The sequence below is a fragment of the Actinoplanes utahensis genome, assembly GCF_016862455.1.
GTDB lineage: Bacteria > Actinomycetota > Actinomycetes > Mycobacteriales > Micromonosporaceae > Actinoplanes > Actinoplanes utahensis.
Genome location: NZ_BOMZ01000106.1, coordinates 32,795 through 55,876, shown reverse-complemented (window position 1 = coordinate 55,876; position 23,082 = coordinate 32,795). Strand labels below are relative to the sequence as shown.

The following is a 23,082-nucleotide window of genomic DNA, read 5'->3' as shown; positions in this document are numbered from 1 at the left end:
GGGGTCGGGAATCACGGTCGGCGGCCCGATCAGGTCGAACGCGTCCGTCGATCGGTTCTCCATGCATCAGTGATGCATGCGGCCGGCGCCCGCCCACTCCCCCGGAATTCGCGGCGGCTCCGTCGGCGAAGCCGTCCGTCTGGTCTTCGGTGCGGCTTGCCGCACCACTTCTAAGGCATCCTAGGATCCTAGTGGAAATCGTCGGGGGCGCTCTGGGGTGGCGTGACGAGGCCGGTCTCGTAGGCGACGACGACCAGCTGGGCCCGGTCGCGGGCGTTGAGTTTGGTGAGCAGCCTGCCGACGTGGGACTTGACGGTGGCGAGGCTGAGCGTCAGGTGCCCGGCGATGTCGGTGTTGGACAGGCCGCGGGCGATCAGGATCAAAATCTCGCGTTCCCGGTCGGTGACTCCGGCGAGCCGGCGGTGGAAGCTGCGGGACGGCCGGGGCTGCGCTCCGAACGCGGCGATGAGCCGGCGGGTGACACTCGGCGCGAGCAGTGCCTCCCCCGCGGCGATCACCCGGATGGCGGCGACGAGATCGGCCGCGGTGGTGTCCTTGAGCAGGAACCCGCTGGCGCCGGCGCGCAACGCCCCGTACACGTATTCGTCCAGGTCGAACGTGGTGAGGACGAGCACGCGGGTGTCGCCGGTGGCCCGGCAGATCTCCTCGGTGGCCTCGATGCCGGTCATGTCGGGCATGCTGATGTCCATCAGCACCACATCGGGCCGGTGCGCCAGCGCCAGCCGAACGGCTTCCCGGCCGGTGCCCGCCTCCCCGACCACGGCGAACCCGGGCGTGCTGTCGAGCAGAACCCGGAAACTGTCCCGCAGCAGCGTCTGATCATCGGCGACGAGCACCCGGACCGGATCGGTCACGGCTGCCCGCCCCGGCCCGCCGCGGAGTACGGGATGTGCGCCGTCACCGTGAACCCACCACCCTCCCGCGGCCCGGCCAGCAGCGTGCCACCGTGGGCGGCGACCCGCTCGCGCATCCCCCGTAAGCCGTGCCCACCCCCACCCACGGTCGCTCGCTCCGCCCTCTCGTGTTCGGGCGGCGCGGAACCGTCGTCGGCGACCTGGACCGTCACGGCATCCGTCTCCGCCTCGACGCTGACCGTGCAGCTGCCGGCCCGCGCGTGCCGGACCACATTGGTCAGCGCCTCCTGCACTATCCGGAAGACCACGAGCCGCACCCCGGGCGGCGGCTGCGCCGACCCGGCGAGGGTCATGGTCACTCGAATCCCGGCCTGCTCGGTGCGATCGGCCAGCGCCCGCAGATCCTCGTCACCACCGGGAAGCCCGGCCGGCTCCGGATCGGCGCGGAGCAGGCCGAGCGCCCGGCGCATCTCGACGAGTGCTTCCCGGCTGGACGTCTCGATGACCTCGAGGGCGCTCAGGCTCTCCTCCGGGCGGACCCCGGCGACGTGCCGGGCGACGCTGGCCTTCATCGCGATCATGCTGAGGCTGTGCGCCACGGTGTCGTGCACGTCGCGGGCGATCCTCAGCCGCTCCTCGGTGACCGCGCGGGCGGTCCGTTCCTGGAAGACCTGCTCGGCGAGGTCACGCCGATGCCGGGCGAGCAGGCCGGCCAGCCACGGAACCGCCACCACCGCGGCCGCCACCAGCGGCGCCGACGGCTGCACCAGCCCGAGCGCGGCCGCGCCCGCGAGTCCCCCGATCAGCTCGGGCACCGCCCGCGACGGCGGCAGCTGCGCCGCGACCGGGAACTGGGTCAGCGACACGGCGGCGACCAGTCCCGGTGCGGCGAACGGCGGGATGACTCCGGCCCCCAGCGCCGCCCCGGACGCGGCAAGCGTCACCACGGCCGCGGGCAGCGGCCGGCGGCGGCGAACCGCGACCGGCACGGCCACCGCACCCACCAGAAGCGACTGCCACCAGGCCGTCTGCCCGGCCTCCAGCGCCGCGTAGCCACACAGCGCCAGAACGGCCACGGCCGCCGCCGCATCGACGGCCATCCCCCGTGTCCTGATCACGTGGCCAGGCTACCGAGCAGCACCGCCCACGCCATCCGACCCGGGTATGTCATCCCCGGGTATGGCCGGCCGCCGGCGAAACGCCTACCGTGGTCGGATGCGCCGGCGGTCGCGGCGGCGGCACAGTTCTCGCCATGACCACCACGACCACGACCGGCCCCTCCCGCAGCGTCGCCCCAGCCCTCACCTTCCCCGGCCCGTGGCCGGCCGGCGTCTCCCTCGTCGCCGGGCCTCTGCTGATGCTGTCCGGCACGCTCCTGCGGCTGGGCATCCCGTTCTTCTTCCCCGACCAGCTCACCGCCTACCAGCGGGATCCCACCCTGATCGGTACGGCGTACGCGCTCTTCCTGGCCGGCGCCGTCACCCTGTGGCCGGGGATCGTCGCCGTCGCCGCCCGGGTCGGCGTCACCCATCCCGGCTGGGCGGTGTGGGGCGGCAGCCTGGTGGTGTTCGGCCTGTTCGCCCGCACCTTCCACCACGGCGTCGACACGTTCGCCTTCGCGCTGTCCGAGAGCAGCGGCCCGGCGTTCGCCACCGGGGCCGTGAGCGCCTACTACGCGTACCCGGAGTGGGTCGCCGCCAGTCTCAGTCTCGCGGTGATGCTCGGCTGGATCGTCCTCGCCGTCGGGTGCTATCTGTCGGGCACCCTGCGCCTGCTGCCGGCGCTGGCCCTGGCGCTGATGTCCGGCCTGATGATCGGCGTCCTCAAGGGCAGCACCTGGGCGTCGGCCGTCCAGGTCACCGGTCTGGCCGTGGCGCTCGTTCCGCTCGGGGTCACGTTCCTGCGCGAGGCGGCCCGGCCGTCGGCGCGCACCGTCGCGACGGTCGTGCTGTTCCTCGCGGCGTCGATCGTCCTCGGCCGGCTCGGGTGAGCAGCGGATGCCGGCGTCCGGCGTGGTGGGCAGGTCGCCGGCATCCGGCCTCACGCGCCGTCGAGGACCGGGATGAGGGCCTCCTCCTCGTAAGCGAGGTGTCTCTCCAGGTCCCCGGTGAGGGCGTCGACCTCGGCGATCAGGGCCGCACGGGTCAGATCCGGGTCGGCGAGCGCGGCACGCAGACGTTCGACCAGCTCGGCGACGGTCTGGTGTTCGGCGCGGAGCCGGGCGATGGTCGGCGCGAGGCCCGGGTCGGCGTGTTCCAGGGCGGGGAACATGCCCTGGTCCTCGCGGACGTGGTGGCCGTGCAGGCCGGAGCACAGGCTCAGGCAGTTGATCCGCAGCTGGGCGCCGAGGGCCGTGCCGGAGGCGGCGACCTCGGCGCGGATCAGCGCCAGCTCCCGGCGGAACGCGTCGTGCACGACCCGCAGCATGTCGCCCGGGGAGGTGCCGTTGAAACGCGGCGGCCCGGGGATCGGGGTGAGCGCCACGATCGGCAGGGTCCGGCCGGAGCGGCGCTGGTAACCGTCCCAGCCGTCGGAGGTCTCGGTGGCGCGGGCCCAGGCGTCGTCGCGGGCGGCGCCGGTCAGCACCTCGGCCGTCGCCTCGTAGATGAAGGCGCCGTCCTCGACGGTGACGACCGGGTCGGCCCGCAGGTTGTGGAACCAGGCGGGATGACGGGGCGAGCCGCCGGCGGAGGCGATGACCAGCACCCGGTCGTCGCGGTCGCGCAGATAGCCGAGCGGCACGGTGTGCCGGCGGCCGGAGCGGGCGCCGGTGGTGGTGAGCAGGATCAGGCGGGCGCCGTCGAACATTCCGGAGACGCGGCCGTGGTTGGCACGGAACTCCTCGATGACAGGCGTGTTGAAATCGTTGGACATGAATCACTTTCGGTCGTGTGGGGACAGCATCCGGACAAGGGGATGAGGACACACGGTCGGGAGGTGGGCCACGGGCGGCAGGCGACCGGTGCGGTCGCCCGGCGGTCACGCGCTAGCCGGGTGCCCCACTCGGTAATGGCACGAGGCCGACCCGGCAGTCACGGGCGCCACGCTACCCCACGGGTCGTCCCGCTGTCCGTCCATCAACGGTGGTGGGTATCGTCTGCCGCCGGGGTGAGATCACTACGGAGGTCACTCGTGCCACGACACACCAGCCGGATCCTGGCCGGCGCGCTGATGGCGCTCGCCACGGCCGCGTGCGTCCCCGACCGGAAGACGGAGGACCCGGCGCCCGCGCCGACGGTGACCGAGACCGGCCCGGGAGCGGTCACGGGCAGCCCGCTGGTGAGCGAGGCCGACGTCGACAATCTGATCCGTGACTTCACCGCCTGGAACAACCGGACCAACCTCGCGGTGAACGCGGGCGCGGTGACGGAGTTCGAGTCCGAGGCGGCCCGGGAGATGGACGAGGCCGCGTTGAGCTCCCGGGCCGCGGGCGACGTCCCGAAGCCGTTCAGCTACCAGCGTGTCGGCTCGCGGGTGCCGGGGAGGACCAGTGGCGCCGACTGGTTCGTGGTGGAGACGATGACATCGCTGAGCAGCACGAACTTCCCGTTGATCATGGTGCGGGACGGGTCCCGGTGGAAGCTGGCGCACTACGCCGAGGTCAACGCGGCCCTGCCGCAGACCCGCACGGACCTGACCGGCAACGTCGAGATCGTCGACGCGGCCGACGCGGGCGGCACGCTGGTGGCCGCACCGGAGAAGGTCGCCGCCGCCCACGCGAAGACGATCGCGTTCGAGGCGCCCGCCGACCCGCTGTTCGGCGGCGACACCACCACCAAACAGGTGCTGAACCCGATCTCCTACCTGTACACGACCCTGTTCCAGAGCACGAAGCAGCCGGTCGCGGCGACCCGGCTCACCTACCGCACCGAGGTCGCGCCGTACCCGGTCCGGGCGCTGCGCACCGCCGAGGGCGGCGCCGTGATCGCGTACACCACCGTCACCGAGATCGTCGGCACCTACCCGGGCCTGATGCCTTACGTGAAACCGCAATACCGCAAGATCAGCAAAGGCGCGGTACGGGGCCGGAACACCATCCACGTGATCGCCCAGTGGTGGGCGCAGGTCCCGCCGAAGGGCAGCAACTTCCCCGTCGCCATCCTCGGCGGAACCACCGGCATCACCCGGTTCAGCTAGCGAGCGCCCGAGGGCGGATCCGCCGCACCACGCCCCGCACCCAGCCGGTGGCGGTCAGCCACAGCATCCGCAGCAGGCCACCGCCGGTCAGCACCGTCTCCCCGGCGATCGCGGCGGCCCGGTCCATCACCGTGCACGCCCGCGCGTAATCGTCCTCGTCGTGCTGCAACTCCCACAGCCGCTCGGCGCGCTCCCACGCCAGCGCCCGGGTGGTGTAGACCAGGATGCTCTGGCTCCAGTCGTCGAGGCCGCCGACGCACCTGTCGATCTGCATCTGCCACGCCGTGGCGAACCGGCGGCGCAGCGGCGGGATCTGCTGGTAGAAGATCTTGTTCACCACGAGGTAATCGGGGTGCTGCGGCCCGTCGCCGGGATGGCCGAGCCGCTTCCACGTCGCGATCAGCGCCAGCGACAGATCATGGTTGATGTGCGCGTTGACCCCGAGGATCGACGCTTCCAGAGGGCTGACGTCACCGTCGTGGGCGCGGCGGAACAGCACCTCCCACGCGTCCGGGGTGTCCGTGTCGACACCACCCCAGGCGGCCAGGGCGGTGAAGTACAGCCGGGCGAACTCGACGTCGAGCACCTCCAGCCACTTCGGGTCGGTCACGGCCGGGCTCTGCAGATGCGCCTCGACCTGCTCGGTGATCGTCAGGTACAGCGCGTTGAACGCCGCGATCCGGTTGTTGCCCGGTGTCGGCGGCAGCGAGTCGAGGATCGTCTGCAGCAGCTTGAGACGGGCGACCACCCCGGCGATGTCCTCCGGCGGGTCCCGCAGCGCGGCTTCCATCTCCCGATGCGCGGGCGCCCACCCCCGGGTCACCTCGACGGACGGCTGGATCTGGCGCCGGCAGTCGCGCATCCGCTGCGCGCTCCGCTCGGCCCGCCCCCGGTCGAACTCCACCACGATGGTCCCCTCCCCTAAGCCGAAGGGTCCATCCTGGAACGTGAGTCCACTTCGGTCCGTCGGGGATCATGCCGCCGGACAGTCGGATCAGCGACCCTTTCCGCCCCGGCGGTGACCACCGCCGGCACCGGGGTGCATCGACACGTGGGCGCGGGTGTCGTAACCCTTGCCGCGCGTGCCGGACGACGCCGCCACCAGCATGCGGGGCCGGCCAGAAGTATTTCGCCGCGCCGGTCACCATGATCGCCCGGCGGATCTCCGCCGCGGACTCACGGCCGACATTTCCGCGCATGATCGGCGATCACCGCCTCGAGGACGGCCGGCAACAACGACACTTCGGCGAAACCGTCCCAGAACATGTCGAACGCCAGATCCGCCGCGTCCTCCCCCACCACGCTCGGTCCCGCGTATGCCCCATCGAGCAGAACCATCCGCTGACCGGACCGACCAGATTCATCAGCCAGACGTCGTGGTGAAAGAGGAGGCGCGCGGCACGGCCGGCGACGCCTTCCGCGCCACCGGATGATCCCAGTCCAGATCGTCCGGCACCGGCTGGGCGAGGGTGTAGTCACGCAGCCTAGTCCCGGGCCGGCCAATCCGCCGCCGGCGATCGCCCGCCCATCCGGTGACCTCATCGGCCGTCGAGTGCGCCAGAAGCTCACTCCCGTCCCGCATTGTCCCGGACCGCGGCCACGTTCACCGCGACCACCACGAGGATCCCCAACCACTCGTGCAGAGCCAGCACCTGTCCGAGAAGGATCAACCCCGCGAGCGCCGCGAAGACCGGGTGGACGCTCATCACCACCCCGAAGTAGCGGGCCGGCACCCGCCGCAACGCGACCAGGTCGGCCGCGTACGGGATCACCGACGCCAAGATCCCGGCCGCCACCGCGTACAGCAGCGCCGCGCCGGTCATCCGCCCCTGCACGATCAGCGTCACCACGACCGGCAGGGTCAGCACCGCCGCGACGCTGGTCGCCGCCGCGGGCGCCTGCAACCCGGGCAGGCGCCGACCGAGGAGCCGGTTCAGCAGGATGTACGACGCCCAGCAGCACGCCGCCAGCACCCCGCAGCCGATCCCGGTCCAGTCACTGCTGCCCGACGGCAGGACCAGCACGTACACCCCCGCGCCGGCGCCGGCCGCGCAGAGCAGATCGAGGCGGCTGCGGGAACCGGCGAGCGCCACCGCGAGCGGCCCGAGGAACTCCAGCGTCACCGCCAGGCCCAGCCCGATCCGGTCGATCGCCGTGTACAGCCCCAGATTCATGGTCACGAACACGACGCCGAGCAGGATCGTCGGCCACCACTGCGCCCACGTGAACCTGCGCGGATCCGGCCGGGCCACCGGCAGCAGCACCGCCGCCGCCACGAACTGCCGCACCGCCACCACACCGGACGGCCCGATCGCGTCGAACGCGTGCGCCCCGACCGCCGCGCCCGTCTGATTGCTGGCCGCGGCCCCCACCATGATCGCGAGTCCGCCGACCGGCGCCGTCCTGGTCGTCACCACCGTCATGCTCGGCAGTCTGGTCCGCGGCGGGCCGCACGGAGAAATACGCGCACCGCGGCATCTATACGCTGTGCGCATGGATCCGCAGCTGCGTCACCTCCGGGCGCTGGTCGCCGTGGTCGAGGCGGGCACGTTCACCGACGCCGCCACCGAACTCGGCGTCTCGCAGGCGGCGGTGTCCCGGTCCATCGCGGCGCTGGAGAGCGCGCTCGGCGTACGCGTGCTGCAACGCACCACCCGTCACGTCGCGCTGACCGCGACCGGACGCCAGGTCCTCGCCGGCGCCCGCCGGATCCTCGACGAGGTCACCCACCTGCACCGACTCACCGAACGCCAGCGCAGCGAACTGCGCGTCGGCTACGCCTGGGCGGCCCTCGGCAAGCACACCCGCCGCCTCCAGCGCGCCTGGGCGGCCGATCATCCCGGCACCGCCCTGGTCTTCGTGCACACCAACACCCCGAGCGCCGGTCTCAGCGACGGCACCGCCGACGTCGCCGTGATCCGCCGTGCCCTCGACGACCCGCGTTTCGACACGGCGCTGATCGGCACCGAGGCCCGGTGCGCCGCCGTCGCCACCGACAACCCCCTCGCCCGGCGCCGCACCCTGCACCTGCGCGACCTCACCCGCTACCCCGTCGCGATCGACGCCCGCACCGGCACCACCACCCTCGACCTGTGGCATCCCGGCCCGCCACCGGCCGCGATCCGCTCCACCCACGGCGTCGACGAGTGGCTGACCCTGATCGCCGCGAACCAGGCCGTCGGCGTCACCTCCGAAGCCACCGCCAACCAGAACCCACGGCCCGGCGTCGCCTACCGCACGCTGCGCCACGCGCCGCGCATCCCGGTCCGGCTCGCCTGGTGGCGCGACGATCCCCCGGTGCGGCTGGGCGATCTGGTGCGGCTCAGCCGCGAGGCCTACCAACCTTGATCCGGTACGGGCCGACCACGGTCCCGTGACCGTCCACGCGAGGTGGCTGCCCACTCACGGCCGCAACGCGGCCGCCGGGCTGAGGCGCCCGGTGGCTTCGACACTGTCGATGACGTCGACGACGGCGCAGCCGCCGTTTGACCAGCACCGCTCGCACCCTGGTGGGAGGCGTCGAACCTGCCCGGTCGCCGGGCTCTCCCCTGTCACCGCACCTAAAGCGTCCTAGGAAGATGGGTTGATATCTCGGCCGGCGGGACCGGACGCCCTTGACGGCTTGCGAGGTCCCGGAGCCGTGCGGATACAGGCTGATCGCACTGTGAATCTTGACCGGGCGGCACGAGCAGATCAACATTGCCGGATGTACGACATGCCGCCGACATCACCGTGGTTCTTCACGCCGTCCGGGGCCGAGGTCACCGGGTTCCAGGCCGCGGGTGACGAGGCTCTGCGCTGGTGGCGGCGGCTCCGGCAGGCCTATCCCGAGACCGGCCTGTGGCCGCTGCTGATGGAGTCCGACACGCCCGAGTACCTGGCGGACACCTACACCTACGCCACCGTCGCCGAATCCCTGGCCGACGCCCGGGCCCTCGACGGCGCGGCGCTCCTGGCCGAGGACGGCGAACGGAAGCTGGCCGGGTGCTCCCCGGAGTACGCCGCCGAGCTGCACGCCGACCTGGCCGGCCGGGGACAGTGGCCCGCGCAGCCGGAACAGCCCGGTTTCGGTCTCCCCTACGGCTGGGACGGCCGGCCGGAGGAGGTGACCGTCGCTCTCGTACCGGTCTCCGCGCCCTGGCTGATCCCGGTGACCCTGCACTACGGCGGCTGGAACAAGTATCCGTCGCCGGGCGAGCACGCCGCGATCATCCGCCACTGGAACGACCGCTACGGCGCCGAGCCGGTCGCCTGGACCGGAACGACCATCGAGTACGCGGTCGCCCGCCCACCCGCCACCCGGGCCGCCGCCATCGCCCTCGCCTGGGAGTACCACCTCTACAACGACGGCGAGTACGACCTGTACCGCGCGGAGACCCTCACCGACCTGGCCGCCGGCCTCCTGGACGCCCCGGTCTGGCGCATGTGGTGGGACTGACCACGGCCGGCTGAGCGGCCTCGCCGGTGATCCGCGGCCAGGCGTGGGCGGCTTCGACACGGCTCCGGTCGCCGGGCAGGGCGAGCGGTTCCCGTACATCGCCGGCAAGATCCTGTGCTCGGGAGCCGAGATCGGCGAGATGCCGCAGAACCGCACCCCCGAGAACGGTGACCGTACGAGAGGAAGGTGTTCCCAAGGCGCGGACCGTAGGGGATGCGCCGAGGTTACGCGCTGTCTCTAGGTGTGCCGTCGGCCGGTCACTCCGGGTGTTGTAACAGGTTGTCCAGGATCCGACCGTGCCGACCGACGCAGCGCCATGTAACACTGCACCGGCTCCCTTGATCGAAAGGCCGGTCCGTGTCCTCGTTCGATGACCTGTTCGCCCACCATGTCGCCACCGGCATGGCCCGTCAGCTGGCGCTGGCCGACCTGCTCGGCGACCGTGGCTGGCAGCTGGACCTGAACACGGGCACGGTGACGTTCGGCAACGACCTCCGTTACCCGATCCAGCTGCTGGGCACGGAGAGTCACGGCGATGGCACCTGGCTGTGGGCGTGGGCGAACACCGGCAGCAACATCGACCCGTCGCTGCTGCAACTGGCCGGCTGGCTGCGCGAACACGGCCGCCTCGAAGGGGTCCGCGAGCTCTCCGAGCCGTCGTTGCGGCTGGACCGGGTCGACGGCCACCGGCTGGCGCTCGTCTCGTCGGGGCTGACCGGACGCCCGTATTACCGGGGTTCCTACAACGGCGGGGCGATCTTCTTCCACCTGGAGAACCTGCCGTCGCGGGTGCAGGGCGCCGTCCCGCCGGAGAAGGTCTTCACCGTGCTCGGCCAGGTGTTGCAGGCCTTCGCGGTGGATCACCGGACCGTGGTGGTGTCGTTCCTGCAGCAGCAGGGCTGGCGGGTGGACGACGGCCCGGCGGGTGTGCTGGGACGGCATGCGGACGGCTCGCAGGTGCGTGTCACCTTCGACCATCTGGGCCGCATCAGTGACCTGACCGGTCAGATCCAGCCGCGGTGACCAGGTGCTTCTCGAAGCAGATCTGGTTGTACGGCGAAGGGCCGCAGGACTCGATGCGGACCCGGTCGATCACGTCAGCCTCCACTCTCGGAGAACATCTGACCTGAGTCAGACAGTTCGTGGGCGCTAGGGTGTGCGGGTGAGCCGGGAGCCGTTGATCTTTCTGGATGTCGACGGGCCGCTGATCCCGTTCCGGGAGCGGCCGGGCGCACCACCGGGCCCGCCCGCGCCGGATCCCTCGGGGCATCCGCTGATCCATCGGCTCGACCCCGAGGACGGTCGCCGGCTGCTGGCCCTGGACGCCCGGCTGGTGTGGGCGACGACCTGGATGGATACCGCGAACGAGCTCGTCGCGCCTCGGCTCGGCCTGCCGGACCTGCCGGTCGTGCCGTTCCCCGACGACGACGGCGACGACCGGATCCGCGGCGGCGGGCTGCACTGGAAGACCATGACCCTGACACGCTCGGCCGGTGGCCGTCCGTTCGTCTGGCTCGACGACGAGATCACCGGCGCTGACCGGCGCTGGGTCGACGGCCACCACCCGGGGCGTGCTCTGCTGCACCGTGTCGACCCGTTCACCGGGCTCACCGACGCCGACCTCACCCTGGTCGGCCACTGGCTGTCGCAGGTCGCCGCCGATCCTCCGCGATGAACGGCTGCCGCTCCGGGGGCACACCGGCCCTATCGTGACCGGATGACCACCCGCGACGTGCCCGCCCGCATCGGCGACCTCCCTCCGATCGGCCGGCCCGCCAACGGCGCGCTCCTCCAGGCGGGGATCACCACCCTCGCCCAGGTCGCCACCCATCGGCGGCGTGACCTGCTCACCATGCACGGCATCGGGCCGAAAGCCGTCCGCCTCCTCACCGAAGCCCTCGCCGAGCAGGGCCTGTCCTGGGCGGACTGAGACCGCGGACGGCGACGGCTCGGCGAGCGGAACGCCGAGGGCTGGAAGATGTCACATTCGGCGTGGCGGCGGTGCTTCCCTGGTGTGAAGCTACTGGTAACCGAGCGGGAGGACGCCGTGCCGGCCTCCGTGCGATCCGACCTGGAACACATATTCCGGGCGGCCTACCCGAGAGTGGTCGGGGTGGCCGCCCGGGTTCTCGGCTCCCGGGACGAGGCCGAGGACGTGGCGCAGGAGACCTTCCTGTCGTTCAGCCGTACCGATGTCCCCGCTGGTGAGGCGATCGGCTGGCTCTGTGTGGCGGCCGCGCACACCGCGCTCAACCATCTGCGTTCCGGGCGGCGGCGGGCCTCCCGGGAGGAGGCGGCGAGGGATCCGCGGGTCGCGGTCTCCCCGGACGTCGCGGATGCGGTGGTCGCCAGAGACGAGCATCGGCGGGTACGAGCGGCGCTGTCCCGCCTCCCCCGCAAGCAGGCCGTGGCCCTGGTGCTGCGGCACAGCGGCCTGAGCTACGCCGAGGTGGCGGCCGCCCTCGACCTCTCCCCCGGCAGCGTCGGCACCACCGTGCGGCGCGCCGAGTCCGCTCTTCGTGAGGAGTTGAACCGTCATGCGTCATCCCGGTGACGGCACGCTGCGCCGGCTGCTGGACGAGCCGGACGGTGTCGCCGACGTCGACCGCGACCACGTCGACGAATGCCCCGAATGCCGGTCGCGGATGTCCGCGGCCGCCGACGACGCGCTGCTGGCCGGGTCGGCGCTGACCTTCGACGTCCCGGACGTGGACGTGGACGAGGGCTGGCGGCGGCTGAGCGGGAGCCTGGCCGGCGCCCGGAAGCCGGCTGCCGGCCGGAAGTTCGGCCTGCGCAGCCCGGTGGTCGCCGTGGTGGGTGTGGTGGCGCTGCTCGGCGGCGCGTCCGCGGCCGCCGCCGGCGATTGGTTCCCGATCTTCAAGACCGAGAAGGTCGCGCCGATCACGGTTCCGCAGGCGGATCTGGTGCAGCTGCCGGAGCTGCAGGAGTTCGGCACGATGACGCGGGACGCACGGCCGAACGTGCGGACCGTCGACGACGCCCGGGACGCCCGGGAGATCACCGGCCTGGCCAGCCCGCGGATCAACAACCTTCCGGACGGGGTGGCCGGCCAGCCCCGGTTCCTGGTCGGCGACAAGCTCACCGGGACGTTCGCGTTCGACCGGGCGCGGACGGAGCAGGCGCTCGGTCAGCGGATTCCGCAGCCGCCGGCGGGGATGGAGACGAGCCGGTTCCGGATGACGGCGGGGCCCGGGCTGGCGGCCGTGTGGCCGGGGTCGAGCGGGGCGCCCGCGCTGGTGATCGGCCGGGTGGTGGCGCCGAAGGCGTTCTCGACCGGGGTGCCGTTCGAGACGGCCCGCGACTATCTGCTGTCGCTGCCGGGGCTGCCGGCGTCGGTGGCCGGGCAGTTGAAGGCGTTCACCAAGGACGGCGGGACGCTGCCGCTGATCGTGAAGGAGGACAGCGAGACCAGCTTCACCACGAAGGTCGACGGTAAACCGGCGACGGTCCTGACCACCGAAGGCGGGGCGATCTCCGCGGTGGTGTGGGTCGACGGCGGGTTCATCAACGGGGTCGGCGGCTCGCTGAGCGCCGCCGAGGTGCTGCGGGTGGCGGCGGAGACGCAGTGGACCCAGTGACGCAGTCGCCGGCGGTGTGGGTGTCCCACCTGCGTAAGAGGTACCGGAAGCGGACCGCGGTCGACGGTGTCTCGTTCACCGTCGGCCGGGGCGAGGTGGTCGGGTTGCTCGGGCCCAACGGCGCCGGCAAGACCAGCGTGATCAAGATGATGCTGGGCCTGGTCCGACCGGACGCCGGAGAGGTGATGCTGCTCGGGCAGCCGAACACCGACCCGCGGTCACGGCAGCGGGTCGGGTACCTGCCGGAGCTGTTCCGCTACCAGCCGTGGCTCACCGCCGACGAGGTGCTCGCTCTGCACGTACGGCTGACGGGTCTGAAGGTCTCCGACCGTGAGCGGCGGGAGAACCTCGCCCTCGTCGGTCTCGCCGACCGGTCGCGGGACCGGGTGGGCGGGTTCTCCAAGGGCATGCAGCAGCGGCTCGGGCTGGCCGTCGCCCTGGTGGCCCGGCCCGAGCTGGTGGTGCTCGACGAACCGACCAGCGCGCTCGATCCGCTCGGCCGCGCCGACGTGCGGGACCTGCTGTTGTCGCTGCGGCAGCGGGGTGTCGCGGTGCTGCTGAACTCGCACCTGATCGGCGAGGTGGAGCGGGTCTGCGACCGGGTGGTGATCCTCGACCGGGGCCGGGTCGCCGCCGCCGGAACCCTGCCCGAACTGCTCGGCCGCCGGACCCTGCGGCTGCGGCTGACCGAGGTCACGTCGTCGGTGCTGGACCGGCTGCAGCCGACCGAGACCGACGGCGACCGGTACACCGTCGCGATGCCCGACGACGTGCCCGCGCTCGTCGCCGACCTGGTCAAACTCGGCGTCCACGTGCACGCCGTCGAACCCGCGCGGGTCAGCCTCGAGGAACGGCTGCTCGACATCCTGCGTACGCATCCCGGGGAGCAACAGTGAACACCGTCGTGACCATCGCCGCTCTCACCCTCCAGGAGGCGTCCCGCCGGCGGGTGCTGCGCTCCCTCGCGGTGCTGACGTGCGTGCTGCTGGCGCTGAGCGCGTGGGGGTTCGCCCGCCTGGACGCCGAGTTCGGGGGCCTGACCAGCGGCGAAGCCAAGATCGCCGGGTCGACGGTACTGAACCTGGTGATGTTCGGGTTCAGCCTGATCGCCGCGCTCGGCACCGCGTTCCTGGCCGGGCCGACGCTGTCCGGGGAGGTCGAGTCGGGGATCGCCCTGGCCATGATGACCAGGCCGATCCGGCGGTCGTCGGTGCTCGCCGGCAAGTGGCTGGGCCTGGTCGCGTTCGGCGCCGGTTTCGTCACCGCCGCCGGCTCCGCCCAGTTCGTGATCGTGCGCCTGACCGTCGGCTACTGGCCACCGCACCCGGTCACCGGCCTGGCCCTGCTCGCCGGGCAGACCGCGGCGCTGCTCACCCTGGGCCTGCTGTTCTCCACGGTGATCTCGCCGATGGCGTCCGGGATCGTGGCGGTCGGCCTGTTCGGGGCGACCTGGATCGCCGGCGTCGTCGGCTCGGTCGGCGACGCCCTGGGCAACCCGAGCGTCGCCATGGTCGGCACGGTGTCCCGGATGCTGCTGCCCACCGACGGGCTGTGGCGCGGCGCCATGAACTCCTTCCAGGACCCGGCCCTGCTCGCCCAGGTCGGATCCGGCGCGGAGGAGTCACCGTTCCTGAGCATGGCGCCGCTGACCGGCGCCTACCTGGCGTGGGCGGCGATCTGGACCGCCCTGGTACTGGGCCTGGCCGCCCTGTCCTTCCAGCGGCGCGACCTGTGACGTCCGGCGGCGCGACCTGTGACGTCCGGCGGCATGACCCGGGATGTCCGGCGGCGCCACCTGTGACGTCCGGCGCGCCGTCGCCCGTTCACCGTGCGGATAGGGCAGGATCCGAGGGTGCCAGCCGAGGAATTCGACACGTCCGTCCTGCCCGAGCGCCTGCGGCGCATCCTCACGGTGATCCGGGACGCGGCGGTGAAGTACGGCTACGCCCCCTCCACCCGCGAGATCGCCGACGCCCTCGGCATGTCCACGTCCTCGGTCAGCCGCCACCTGCGCACCCTCGAGGAGCACGGTTTCCTGCGCCGCGGCCGCGGGGTGGCCCGCCCGGTCGACATCCGGATGTTCTTGGAACCGGCCGGCGAGACCCGGGAGGCCGCGGACACCGTCGGCGTCCCGCTGGTCGGTACGATCGCGGCGGGCACGCCGATCCTCGCCGAGGAGGCCACCGAGGAGACCCTGAACCTGCCCCGCGACCTGGTCGGCCGCGGCACCCTGTTCAGCCTGCGGGTCCAGGGCGACTCGATGATCGACGCGGCGATCTGTGACGGTGACATCGTCGTGGTCCGCCAGCAGTCCGAGGCCTGGAACGGCGACATCGTCGCCGCCATGATCGACGACGAGGCGACGGTGAAGGTGTTCCACCGCCGCTCCGGCCACGTCCTCCTGGAGCCCCGCAACCCCGCCTACGACCCGATCCCCGGCGACGACGCCGTCATCCTCGGCAAGGTCGTCTCGGTCCTGCGCCGCGTCTGACCTCTTCCCGATCAACCCCTCTTCTCGGGTACGGCCACCGGGCCGGCAAGTCCACCTTGATCGGGGTGGTCTCGCCCACCGCGACCGGCACGCTGAAGTGGGAGACGGTCGCCGCGTTCGTCGACGCCTGCCTCGGTTACGCCGGCCGAACCGATCCCGGCAAGCTCCTGCCCACCGACACCGACCGGGACATATGGCTGCTGACCTGGGAACGGGCCTACCCGGGCCGGGCGCCCCGTGACGACGCGGACGGGACGGTCGAGGCGTACCTGACCCGGCTCCGGGAGCGGTACGGGCATCTGGACATCGAGTCGCTGCTGCCGCTGGACAGCCGGCAGGAGCAGATCCCGATCGGGGTACGGGAGGTGTTCGTCGCGCAGACGGTCCGATCCGATCCGCCGCCGGTCGATCTGCCCCGGGAGCTCTGGCAGCGGCTCGCCGAGTCCGGAGCCCTGGAGGGCCGGGAACTGCCCGACGGCCTCGACCGGCAGGCCCTGGCGGACCTGCGGCGTTCGTACGAGTCTCGGTCGAGGAGGCGCTCGCGACCGGTTGAACCAGGACCACGACCGCGATCGCGGGGGCGGCGGTGAGGGCGAAGCACAGCGGCAGCGGAAGGCGGTCCAGGAGCAGGCCGATCGAGGCGGCGCGGAGGGAGTCGGCGAGGTTGAAGCGGCCCACCCTATCGGGAGGTGGGACGGGCGGGGACGGCTGCCATCGGGACCGGGCCCGACGGCAGCCGCGTGGTCACGGCGTACCGGAATCAGACGTTGATCTTTTCGCGGGAGAGCGGGGCCGGGGAGACCTGGGCGTTGCGTTTCGCGCCGGTGCGGACGTGGGTGGCGTAGACGGTGAGGCCGACGAACGTGAGGCCGCCGACCAGGTTGCCGATGACGGTGGGGATCTCGTTCCAGATCAGGTAGTCGGCGATGGAGAAGTCGCCGCCGAGCATCAGGCCGGACGGGAACAGGTACATGTTGACGATCGAGTGTTCGAAGCCCATGTAGAAGAAGACCATGATCGGCATCCACATGGCGATGACCTTGCCGGAGACGCTGTTGGACATGAGCGCGCCGACGACGCCGGTGGAGACCATCCAGTTGCAGAGCACGCCGCGGATGAACAGGGTGAGCATGCCGGCGGCGCCGTGTTCGGCGTACCCGACGGTGCGGCCCTCGCCGATGGTGCCGATGGCCTGGCCGACGCTGTCGGGTTCGACGGTGAACCCGTAGGTGAAGATGATCGCCATCATGACGGCCACGGTGATCGCGCCGAGGAAGTTGCCGACGAAGACCAGACTCCAGTTGCGCAGGACGCCGCGGAACCGCACCCCGGGCCGTTTGTCGATCAGCGCGAGCGGAGTGAGCGTGAAGACGCCGGTGAGCAGGTCGAATCCGAGCAGGTAGAGCATGCAGAAGCCGACCGGGAACAGGATCGCGCCGATGATCGGCTGGCCGGTCTTCACGCTCACCGTGACGGCGAACGCGGCGGCCAGGGAGAGGATCGCCCCGGCCATGTAGGCGCGGATCAGGGTATCCCTGGTGGACATGAAGATCTTCGCCTCGCCGGCGTCGATCATCTTGATGGCCAGCTCTCTCGGCTGCACGTACGACACGGGTCGCTCCTGTTCCTCACGGACCGGTAACGATAGTCTGCTAATCGACGGTTTCCGATGTGTTGCGAAGCACCGCTCCGGCCGTCACGTTGCACTCACGCGGACGCGGCCACCCCTGACACGTCTCGGTAACCTGCGCGAAACGTGCGCATCAAGAAGCCGACGGTCAGGCCCGCGCGATCGCCACCGCCGAAAGGTCCATCCCGGTAACCTGGAAACCGCGCCGCGCGAGGGTCAGGGCCCGTTCCCCGGCGCCGCACCCGAGGTCGAGCACGGCCGGGCCGTGTGCCGCGCCGCTGTCGATCACCGCGGCGAGCGCCGGTTGCGGGCCGCCGATCTCCCCCGGCGCGGTCTCGTTCCGGTGGATCTCGTCGTAGTCCGTTCCCGATCACGCCCTTCGATCGTTACCACGGCACCAGCGTCACCCTCGACACCCTAGGAAGGCGACAGTGAGCGGCAACCGGCCTCCAGCGAAAGGCACCGGGACGGTTTTCGTCACCGGTTACCGGGACGGCACCTACAAGGCGATCTGGCAGGGCGGCGACGGTGACCGCGGCGCCTACGCCGACACGGAGGGCACCGAGGAGGAGGTCATGCGCTGGGCGTTGAGCCGTGAGGCCGCCAACTATCTGATCTGGGATGCCGAGACGGGCTCACACGTGCCCCTCGGCGGCTGACGGCCGGTCCCGCAGGAGCGCCTCCACCCCGTCGAGCAGGCGCTCCAGCCCGAAACGGAAGGAGCGGGCCGGGTCGCCGACGGCGTTGTACTCCTGGCCGGCGGCCGTGCCGACCCGGCCGGACAGCGGATAGGCGCCGGGGGTCATCACTCGTTCCAGGACCGGGGCGGTGGCCTCCCACCACTCGGCGTCGGAGATCCCGGACTCCTCGGCGGCCCGGCGGGCCAGGATCGAACTGCGCGCCGCGCCCGCCGTGAAATCGTTGATCACGGTGGTGACCTGGTCCATCTCCAGGTCGGTCAGGCCGACCGCCTCGACGGCGGAGAGCTGCCACTCGTACCGCGCGGAGCCGTTGGGGCCGATCCACGGCCGGCTGGCCTCGACCTGCAGCAGCCACGGGTGGCGGTGGAACTCGTCCCACAGGTGCCCGGCCGCCACGGTCAGCCGCTCACGCAGCGAGCCCGTCAGCGCGGGGTGCGGAACCTCGCCGACGACCTCGTCGACCATCAGGCCGATCAACTCGGAGCGGCCGGGGACGTACGTGTAGATCGACATCAGCTTGAGGCCGAGCCGGTCGGCGACCTTGCGCATGGAGAACGCCGGGAGTCCCTCGGCGTCGGCAACCGCGATCCCGGCCCGGATCACCTCGTCGACGCTGACCCGCTGCCGGGGCCCGCGGCTGCCCTGGGGCGTGCCGAGGGTGCGGCGCCACAGCAGGTTCATCGTCCGGTCCAGGTCCGCTTTCTCCATCTGGCAAATCTACAACGTGCGGTGTACGGTATTCCGCGCCACGTTTTTCCGTACGCCATACGGAGTTTAAGGAGCAGCGCCAGTGCACACCCTGATCGCGCAAGGACTGCGCAAGCGGTACGGCGACCTGCACGCCCTGGACGGATTCGACCTGCACGTCGGCCCCGGCGTCATCCACGGGCTGCTCGGCCCCAACGGCGCCGGCAAGACCACCGCCGTGAAAGCCCTGGCCACCCTGATCGACCTCGACGGCGGCACGGCCCGGGTCGCCGGTTTCGACGTGCGCACCCAGGCCCGTCAGGTCCGCCGGAGCATCGGCCTGATCGGGCAGAACGCGGCGGTCGACGAGATCCTCGGCGGCCGGCAGAACCTGGTGATGTTCGGCCGGCTGTACGGGCTGGGCAAAGCCGACGCCCGCGCCCGCGCCGATGACCTCCTGGCCACTTTCGGCCTGGCCGGCGCCGCGGACCGTGCGGTGTCGACCTACAGCGGCGGCATGCGCCGCCGCCTGGACATCGCCGCCGGCCTGATCCTCACCCCGGCCGTGCTGTTCCTCGACGAGCCGACCACCGGGCTCGACCCGCGCGGCCGCAACGAGGTGTGGACCGGCGTCCGGGAGATCGCCGCCCGCGGCACCACCGTCCTGCTCACCACGCAGTACCTGGACGAGGCCGACCAGCTCGCCGCCCGGATCTCGGTGGTGGACCACGGGAAGGTGATCGCCGAGGGCTCGCCCGACGAGCTGAAACGGCGGGTCGGCGGGGACCGGGTCACGTTCACCGTGCGGGAGAACGCGGCGGAGATCGCCCGGCGGCTCGGCGCCGAGACCGACGAGGACTCCCGGATCACCGTCGAGGTGACCACCGACCTGATCGACGTCGTCCGCACCCTGGACGGCCTGGGCGCCCGCCCCACCGACCTGCGGTTGCGGCGGCCCACCCTGGACGAGGTCTTCCTGCACCTGACCGCGAAGGAGAGCGTGCGATGAACGCCTGGATCCTCACCCGGCGGGAGCTGGCGCACTGGGTCCGCCAGCCGTGGGGGCCGGTCTTCGGCCTGCTGTTCGCGGTGATGCTGCTGCTGGTCTTCGGGTTCCTGTTCGGCGGGGCGATCACCGTGCCGGGCGGCGGCGCCTACCTGGACTATCTGCTGCCCGGGATGCTCGCGCTCACCATGATGTTCGGCGTCGAGTCGACCGCCCTGGCGATGGCGAACGACGCGCGCAGGGGCATCACCGACCGGTTCCGGTCGATGCCGATCGGCAGCACGTCGGTGGCGTTCGGGCGGGTCGGCGCGGATCTGGCGAACTCGGCGGCCGAGCTGCTCGTGCTGATCGCCGGCGGGCTCGCGATCGGCTGGCGGATCACCTCGGACCCGGCGGCGGCGGCGTTGGCCGTACTCCTGCTGCTGCTCCTGAGGTTCTCGGTGTTGTGGATCGGGATCTTCGTGGGCCTGACCTTCCGCGGCGACGGCGCGACCACGGCCGTGCAGGTGCTGGTGTGGCCGATCGGGTTCCTGTCGACCGCGATCGTGTCGGCGGAGACCATGCCGGCCTGGCTCGGCACGCTCGCCGCCGGGAATCCGCTGTCGGCGACCGCGACCGCGGCCCGTGAGCTGTTCGGCAACCCGACCGGGATCACCGGCGGGGTCCTCGCCGAGCACGCCGTCTGGCTGGCGGTGGGCTGGCCGCTGCTGCTCACCGCGGTCTTCGTGCCGCTGTCGGCCCGCGCCTACCGCCGGCTGCGCAACTGAGCGTGTGGATCTCGGGCGCGCGGAGCGGCCGGGGTCCACACGCCAGAAGGTCTCGTCAGCCCATGACCCTGCGCTTGAGGCCGCGCTTGACCCGGCCGGCCCGGTTCTGCAGCTTGGTCAGCACCCCCGGGACCTCCTCCGGCAACTGCTGCTGGAGGTGGTCCGCGTGGCGGATCATCCCGACGATGGTCTCGATCGCCGCGCCGAGGATCTCCCGCTCGGGGAGCTCGTCCGGGCTGCGGGAGTCCGTCATCGCCGTCGGCCGCAGCTCATCGAGCTCCCCGACGATGTGACAGGGGTAGTCCCGCAACTCCTTGATCTGCTGTTCGGCGAGCTCGGTGACCCACTCGGCACGGTTCAGGCCGACGCCGAAGCGCACGTGGTTGTCCCGCTTCTGCAGCACCGCCTTGATCAGGTGGTGCTGCACGACCCGCTGGTACGGCATCCGGTGCGGATAGAGCTCGCCGAGTGCCCCGTTGACCCGGCGCAGCACCTCGATCTCGGGCGCGCCCAGCGACGGGTTGGCGACCGGCGCGGTCTCCTCGCAGACGCCGTCCGGGATGCCGACCACCCCGGCGAACCGCCGCCACAGCAGGTCGTGCGGTGCGCCCGGCGGCGGGACCGTGATCAGGTGCCGCTGGGCGGCCGGCACCAGATCACCCCAGCGGAAGAACATCCGATTGGCGGTGTAGTGCTCCCAGAACCCCTCGTACCTGCCGGTCTCGACCCGCCCCAGGAACTCCTCGAAACTCCAGGTGCTGCGGGCCCGGATGCTCTGCTGCCACATCGACGGGAGGGTCCGCCACAGGTCCCGGGCCGCCACCACGACGTGCACCTCGGCGGGAAGCAGGCTCTCCACGGCGCGCCGGGCCTGCTCGGTGGTGGCGCCGCCGAAGCCCTCGCTGGTGAGGATCACGTCGCCGGGGCACCGGCGGACCTTCTCGAGCATCCGCTCCCAGGTCCAGTAGAGCTGCGGGTCACGCCAGGGGACCTCGCGCAGGTCGGTCATCGCCTGGTCCTGCGCCGCGAACGAGACCGGCAGGTGGATCCCGATCCGCTCCAGCCGGCCGGCGTTGTCGAACAGCATGTTCTGCACGAAAGTGCTTCCGGTCTTGGGTGCCCCGATGTGCACGAACACTCGCCGCGGCATGCCGCCTCCTGGTGGACCCTGTTCAATGGGTGTTAAATGATCAACACGATGGGTGAACCTACGGTGAAGTCCAGGGGTTCATCAAGTTAACGCGCCGTCAGAGCATGCTGTGCATGCAAGCCCGCCACCAGCAACGATGCGCCCACAGACAGCAACGATCCACATGCTGATCGGCCACGCGGCGAGCTGTTAACAAGTTGTTGAATCGCCATTCCCGCAGCGCGCGGCATGACAGCGGAATCTGACTCATCAGCCGATGTCGAAATCGCCGAACTGTTGCCAGATTCTCTGCGAGAACGGGTGATCGACGATGCCCGTCGATTCCGATGTGACGGGGGCGGACATGGCATTCGAGGACGACGAGACGGCGCCCGTACCGGCGAACGTGGCCGCGCTCGCCACCGCACACGATCTCGGCGACCTGGTCGGGCGCCGCGGCGACGACGGCGTGCTGCGGGCCGTGCTGTACGCGCTCGCCTGCACCCTCGTCTGCCTGGCCGCCTCCGCCGGCCTGTTCCACCTCGCCCGGACCGTGCTGCCCGCGACGATCTGGCTGGCCGGGGTGGCGCTGCTGCTCAGCCTGGCCCTGGTCGGCTGGACGGTGTTCATCGCGCTGCGCGGCAGCCACTCCGCCTACGCCTACGAACGCGGCCTGGTGCACGTGCGCAACGGCCGGGCCCGGGCCGCGCTGTGGATGGAGATGGAACGGCTGGAGATCCACGTCCTCCGGGAGGCCGGGCAGAACTCCGCCTACCTGCTGCGCCCCTCCGGCCAGGCGGTGATGCGGGTGGCCCCGCTGCTGGTGAGCCGGCCCGACGGCACCCGGCACGACGCCTTCGGCACGATCCTGGCCCGGCGGGTCGCCGACGCCGGCCGCCCGGTGGTCCACACACTGATCAGCGGGTAGCCGTCACGATCCGGCCGGCTCCGTCGTCCCCCTGGTGAACATCCACAGGGGAGGACCCATGTCAGCCGCGTACGTCACCGTCACACTCGTCACCGCCTTCTTCACCGGCAGCGCCGCCGTCTTCTACCTGATCGGCCACGAATACCCGAAATCCCAGGCCGACATGAAACGCATCCCCCGCCGGTACGTCCCCGTGCTCGGCGGTCTGCTGGCGGCCGGCACCACCGGGCTGCTGACCGGTCTCGCCGTACCCGCCCTCGGCACCGCCGCCGCGATCGGCCTGGTCCTGTACTTCACCGGCGCGCTCGTCGCCCACCTCCGCGTCGGTTCCCGCAACCTGATCGGCTGGGCCGTCTTCGCCGTCACCGTCACCACCAACCTGATCGTCAACGTGACCCAGCTCTACTGAACCCGTCCGCCGGCGGCCGCGCCTGAGGAAGCGGGCCAGGCGGTCTCGTCGATCGCGAGCCAGGGGGCGCCGGCGACGGCGGCCGGGGTCGAACCGGTGAAGGCTCCGATCTCGCGGTGCAGGTGCGGCTGGTCGGCGTAGCCGCTCGCGGCCGCCGGGCCTCCCACCGCCGTCCGAGCAGGGCGGTCATGACGGCGAACCGCTCCTCCCAGGACGCGACGGCCCGCACCGCGCCGGAGTCCGGCCATGCTGACGCCCGGCAACCGGCACGGTGAACGCGGCACC

29 protein-coding genes are annotated in these 23,082 nt (G+C 71.6%); 18 read left to right on the top strand and 11 right to left on the bottom strand.

Going from position 1 to position 23,082, the window contains the following annotated elements:
* Positions 1-188: 188 nt before the first annotated feature.
* Together Aut01nite_RS37270 and Aut01nite_RS37265 are read right to left on the bottom strand one after the other, a co-directional pair.
* Positions 189-875, bottom strand: coding sequence for a response regulator (locus Aut01nite_RS37270; protein ID WP_043526844.1), 687 nt, complete (start codon positions 873-875; stop codon positions 189-191).
* Positions 872-1,993: a sensor histidine kinase gene (locus tag Aut01nite_RS37265; RefSeq protein WP_043526846.1), complete on the bottom strand. Its 1,122-nt coding sequence runs from the start codon at positions 1,991-1,993 to the stop codon at positions 872-874. The genes Aut01nite_RS37270 and Aut01nite_RS37265 overlap by 4 nt, the downstream gene beginning before the upstream one ends.
* A gap of 134 nt (positions 1,994-2,127) precedes the next feature.
* Between Aut01nite_RS37265 and Aut01nite_RS37260 the strand changes: the two genes are divergently transcribed.
* Complete coding sequence (locus Aut01nite_RS37260) at positions 2,128-2,865, top strand: hypothetical protein (protein ID WP_043526848.1); 738 nt, start codon at positions 2,128-2,130, stop codon at positions 2,863-2,865.
* 50 nt (positions 2,866-2,915) lie between these two features.
* Here Aut01nite_RS37260 and Aut01nite_RS37255 read toward each other — a convergent pair whose 3' ends face one another.
* Positions 2,916-3,749: a nitroreductase/quinone reductase family protein gene (locus Aut01nite_RS37255; protein WP_043526850.1), complete on the bottom strand. Its 834-nt coding sequence runs from the start codon at positions 3,747-3,749 to the stop codon at positions 2,916-2,918.
* A 258-nt stretch (positions 3,750-4,007) separates the two neighbouring features.
* Between Aut01nite_RS37255 and Aut01nite_RS37250 the strand changes: the two genes are divergently transcribed.
* On the top strand, positions 4,008-5,012 hold the full coding sequence (locus tag Aut01nite_RS37250; RefSeq protein ID WP_043526852.1) for a DUF8094 domain-containing protein: 1,005 nt from the start codon (positions 4,008-4,010) through the stop codon (positions 5,010-5,012).
* Here Aut01nite_RS37250 and Aut01nite_RS37245 read toward each other — a convergent pair.
* The 3 genes from Aut01nite_RS37245 to Aut01nite_RS37235 form a co-directional block, all read right to left on the bottom strand.
* On the bottom strand, positions 5,005-5,919 hold the full coding sequence (locus Aut01nite_RS37245) for a DUF5995 family protein (RefSeq protein ID WP_239124633.1): 915 nt from the start codon (positions 5,917-5,919) through the stop codon (positions 5,005-5,007). The two genes, Aut01nite_RS37250 and Aut01nite_RS37245, sit on opposite strands and share 8 nt — an antisense overlap.
* Positions 5,920-6,188: 269 nt before the next feature.
* Positions 6,189-6,350: a hypothetical protein gene (locus tag Aut01nite_RS37240; protein ID WP_161790664.1), complete on the bottom strand. Its 162-nt coding sequence runs from the start codon at positions 6,348-6,350 to the stop codon at positions 6,189-6,191.
* A gap of 227 nt (positions 6,351-6,577) precedes the next feature.
* Positions 6,578-7,435, bottom strand: a complete 858-nt coding sequence (locus Aut01nite_RS37235; RefSeq protein ID WP_052163924.1) for an EamA family transporter — start codon at positions 7,433-7,435, stop codon at positions 6,578-6,580.
* Positions 7,436-7,505: 70 nt separating this feature from the next.
* Between Aut01nite_RS37235 and Aut01nite_RS37230 the strand changes: the two genes are divergently transcribed.
* From Aut01nite_RS37230 to Aut01nite_RS37180, 11 genes are all read left to right on the top strand, one after another.
* Positions 7,506-8,360 (top strand): LysR family transcriptional regulator, encoded by an 855-nt coding sequence (locus tag Aut01nite_RS37230; protein ID WP_043526968.1) that lies wholly within the window; start codon positions 7,506-7,508, stop codon positions 8,358-8,360.
* Between the two features lie 358 nt (positions 8,361-8,718).
* Complete coding sequence (locus Aut01nite_RS37225; protein ID WP_052163925.1) at positions 8,719-9,450, top strand: DUF4253 domain-containing protein; 732 nt, start codon at positions 8,719-8,721, stop codon at positions 9,448-9,450.
* Positions 9,451-9,807: 357 nt separating this feature from the next.
* Complete coding sequence (locus Aut01nite_RS37220) at positions 9,808-10,473, top strand: DUF6882 domain-containing protein (RefSeq protein ID WP_043526856.1); 666 nt, start codon at positions 9,808-9,810, stop codon at positions 10,471-10,473.
* A gap of 139 nt (positions 10,474-10,612) precedes the next feature.
* Entirely contained in the window at positions 10,613-11,125 is a 513-nt protein-coding gene (locus tag Aut01nite_RS37215) for an HAD domain-containing protein (RefSeq protein ID WP_152628802.1), read from the top strand.
* 42 nt (positions 11,126-11,167) lie between these two features.
* Positions 11,168-11,380 carry a helix-hairpin-helix domain-containing protein gene (locus Aut01nite_RS37210; RefSeq protein WP_043526860.1) on the top strand — a complete coding sequence of 71 codons (213 nt, stop codon included), beginning with the start codon at positions 11,168-11,170 and terminating at the stop codon, positions 11,378-11,380.
* 84 nt (positions 11,381-11,464) lie between these two features.
* Complete coding sequence (locus Aut01nite_RS37205) at positions 11,465-12,004, top strand: sigma-70 family RNA polymerase sigma factor (protein WP_052163926.1); 540 nt, start codon at positions 11,465-11,467, stop codon at positions 12,002-12,004.
* Positions 11,988-13,049: a hypothetical protein gene (locus tag Aut01nite_RS37200; protein ID WP_043526862.1), complete on the top strand. Its 1,062-nt coding sequence runs from the start codon at positions 11,988-11,990 to the stop codon at positions 13,047-13,049. Before Aut01nite_RS37205 ends, Aut01nite_RS37200 begins: the two co-directional genes overlap by 17 nt.
* Positions 13,037-13,945: an ABC transporter ATP-binding protein gene (locus tag Aut01nite_RS37195; protein WP_043526864.1), complete on the top strand. Its 909-nt coding sequence runs from the start codon at positions 13,037-13,039 to the stop codon at positions 13,943-13,945. The genes Aut01nite_RS37200 and Aut01nite_RS37195 overlap by 13 nt, the downstream gene beginning before the upstream one ends.
* Positions 13,942-14,784: an ABC transporter permease gene (locus Aut01nite_RS37190; RefSeq protein WP_043526866.1), complete on the top strand. Its 843-nt coding sequence runs from the start codon at positions 13,942-13,944 to the stop codon at positions 14,782-14,784. The genes Aut01nite_RS37195 and Aut01nite_RS37190 overlap by 4 nt, the downstream gene beginning before the upstream one ends.
* Before the next feature lie 117 nt (positions 14,785-14,901).
* On the top strand, positions 14,902-15,540 hold the full coding sequence (lexA, locus tag Aut01nite_RS37185) for a transcriptional repressor LexA (protein ID WP_043526868.1): 639 nt from the start codon (positions 14,902-14,904) through the stop codon (positions 15,538-15,540).
* 65 nt (positions 15,541-15,605) lie between these two features.
* Positions 15,606-16,130 (top strand): hypothetical protein, encoded by a 525-nt coding sequence (locus Aut01nite_RS37180; RefSeq protein ID WP_043526869.1) that lies wholly within the window; start codon positions 15,606-15,608, stop codon positions 16,128-16,130.
* Between the two features lie 170 nt (positions 16,131-16,300).
* On the opposite strand, the gene Aut01nite_RS37175 is transcribed toward Aut01nite_RS37180, so the two are convergent.
* Together Aut01nite_RS37175 and Aut01nite_RS37170 are read right to left on the bottom strand one after the other, a co-directional pair.
* Positions 16,301-17,152: a formate/nitrite transporter family protein gene (locus Aut01nite_RS37175; protein ID WP_043526871.1), complete on the bottom strand. Its 852-nt coding sequence runs from the start codon at positions 17,150-17,152 to the stop codon at positions 16,301-16,303.
* A 166-nt stretch (positions 17,153-17,318) separates the two neighbouring features.
* Complete coding sequence (locus Aut01nite_RS37170) at positions 17,319-17,459, bottom strand: class I SAM-dependent methyltransferase (RefSeq protein ID WP_236642787.1); 141 nt, start codon at positions 17,457-17,459, stop codon at positions 17,319-17,321.
* A 142-nt stretch (positions 17,460-17,601) separates the two neighbouring features.
* On the opposite strand from Aut01nite_RS37170, the gene Aut01nite_RS37165 reads away from it, so the two are divergent.
* Entirely contained in the window at positions 17,602-17,829 is a 228-nt protein-coding gene (locus tag Aut01nite_RS37165; RefSeq protein ID WP_043526872.1) for a hypothetical protein, read from the top strand.
* Here the strand turns inward: Aut01nite_RS37165 and Aut01nite_RS37160 are convergent.
* Positions 17,806-18,579: a TetR/AcrR family transcriptional regulator gene (locus Aut01nite_RS37160; RefSeq protein WP_043526874.1), complete on the bottom strand. Its 774-nt coding sequence runs from the start codon at positions 18,577-18,579 to the stop codon at positions 17,806-17,808. The two genes, Aut01nite_RS37165 and Aut01nite_RS37160, sit on opposite strands and share 24 nt — an antisense overlap.
* A gap of 82 nt (positions 18,580-18,661) precedes the next feature.
* On the opposite strand from Aut01nite_RS37160, the gene Aut01nite_RS37155 reads away from it, so the two are divergent.
* Both Aut01nite_RS37155 and Aut01nite_RS37150 read left to right on the top strand, forming a co-directional pair.
* Entirely contained in the window at positions 18,662-19,567 is a 906-nt protein-coding gene (locus Aut01nite_RS37155) for a daunorubicin resistance protein DrrA family ABC transporter ATP-binding protein (RefSeq protein ID WP_043526876.1), read from the top strand.
* On the top strand, positions 19,564-20,331 hold the full coding sequence (locus Aut01nite_RS37150; protein ID WP_043526878.1) for an ABC transporter permease: 768 nt from the start codon (positions 19,564-19,566) through the stop codon (positions 20,329-20,331). The genes Aut01nite_RS37155 and Aut01nite_RS37150 overlap by 4 nt, the downstream gene beginning before the upstream one ends.
* 55 nt (positions 20,332-20,386) lie before the next feature.
* Here Aut01nite_RS37150 and Aut01nite_RS37145 read toward each other — a convergent pair whose 3' ends face one another.
* Positions 20,387-21,481: a hypothetical protein gene (locus Aut01nite_RS37145; RefSeq protein ID WP_043526880.1), complete on the bottom strand. Its 1,095-nt coding sequence runs from the start codon at positions 21,479-21,481 to the stop codon at positions 20,387-20,389.
* 343 nt (positions 21,482-21,824) lie between these two features.
* Between Aut01nite_RS37145 and Aut01nite_RS37140 the strand changes: the two genes are divergently transcribed.
* Together Aut01nite_RS37140 and Aut01nite_RS37135 are read left to right on the top strand one after the other, a co-directional pair.
* Positions 21,825-22,388: a hypothetical protein gene (locus Aut01nite_RS37140; protein WP_043526882.1), complete on the top strand. Its 564-nt coding sequence runs from the start codon at positions 21,825-21,827 to the stop codon at positions 22,386-22,388.
* Positions 22,389-22,446: 58 nt separating this feature from the next.
* Positions 22,447-22,797 (top strand): DoxX family protein, encoded by a 351-nt coding sequence (locus Aut01nite_RS37135; protein ID WP_043526884.1) that lies wholly within the window; start codon positions 22,447-22,449, stop codon positions 22,795-22,797.
* Here the strand turns inward: Aut01nite_RS37135 and Aut01nite_RS37130 are convergent.
* A complete protein-coding gene (locus Aut01nite_RS37130; RefSeq protein WP_201775544.1) occupies positions 22,791-22,964 on the bottom strand; it encodes a hypothetical protein in 174 nt (57 codons plus the stop codon). The two genes, Aut01nite_RS37135 and Aut01nite_RS37130, sit on opposite strands and share 7 nt — an antisense overlap.
* Positions 22,965-23,082: the final 118 nt, after the last annotated feature.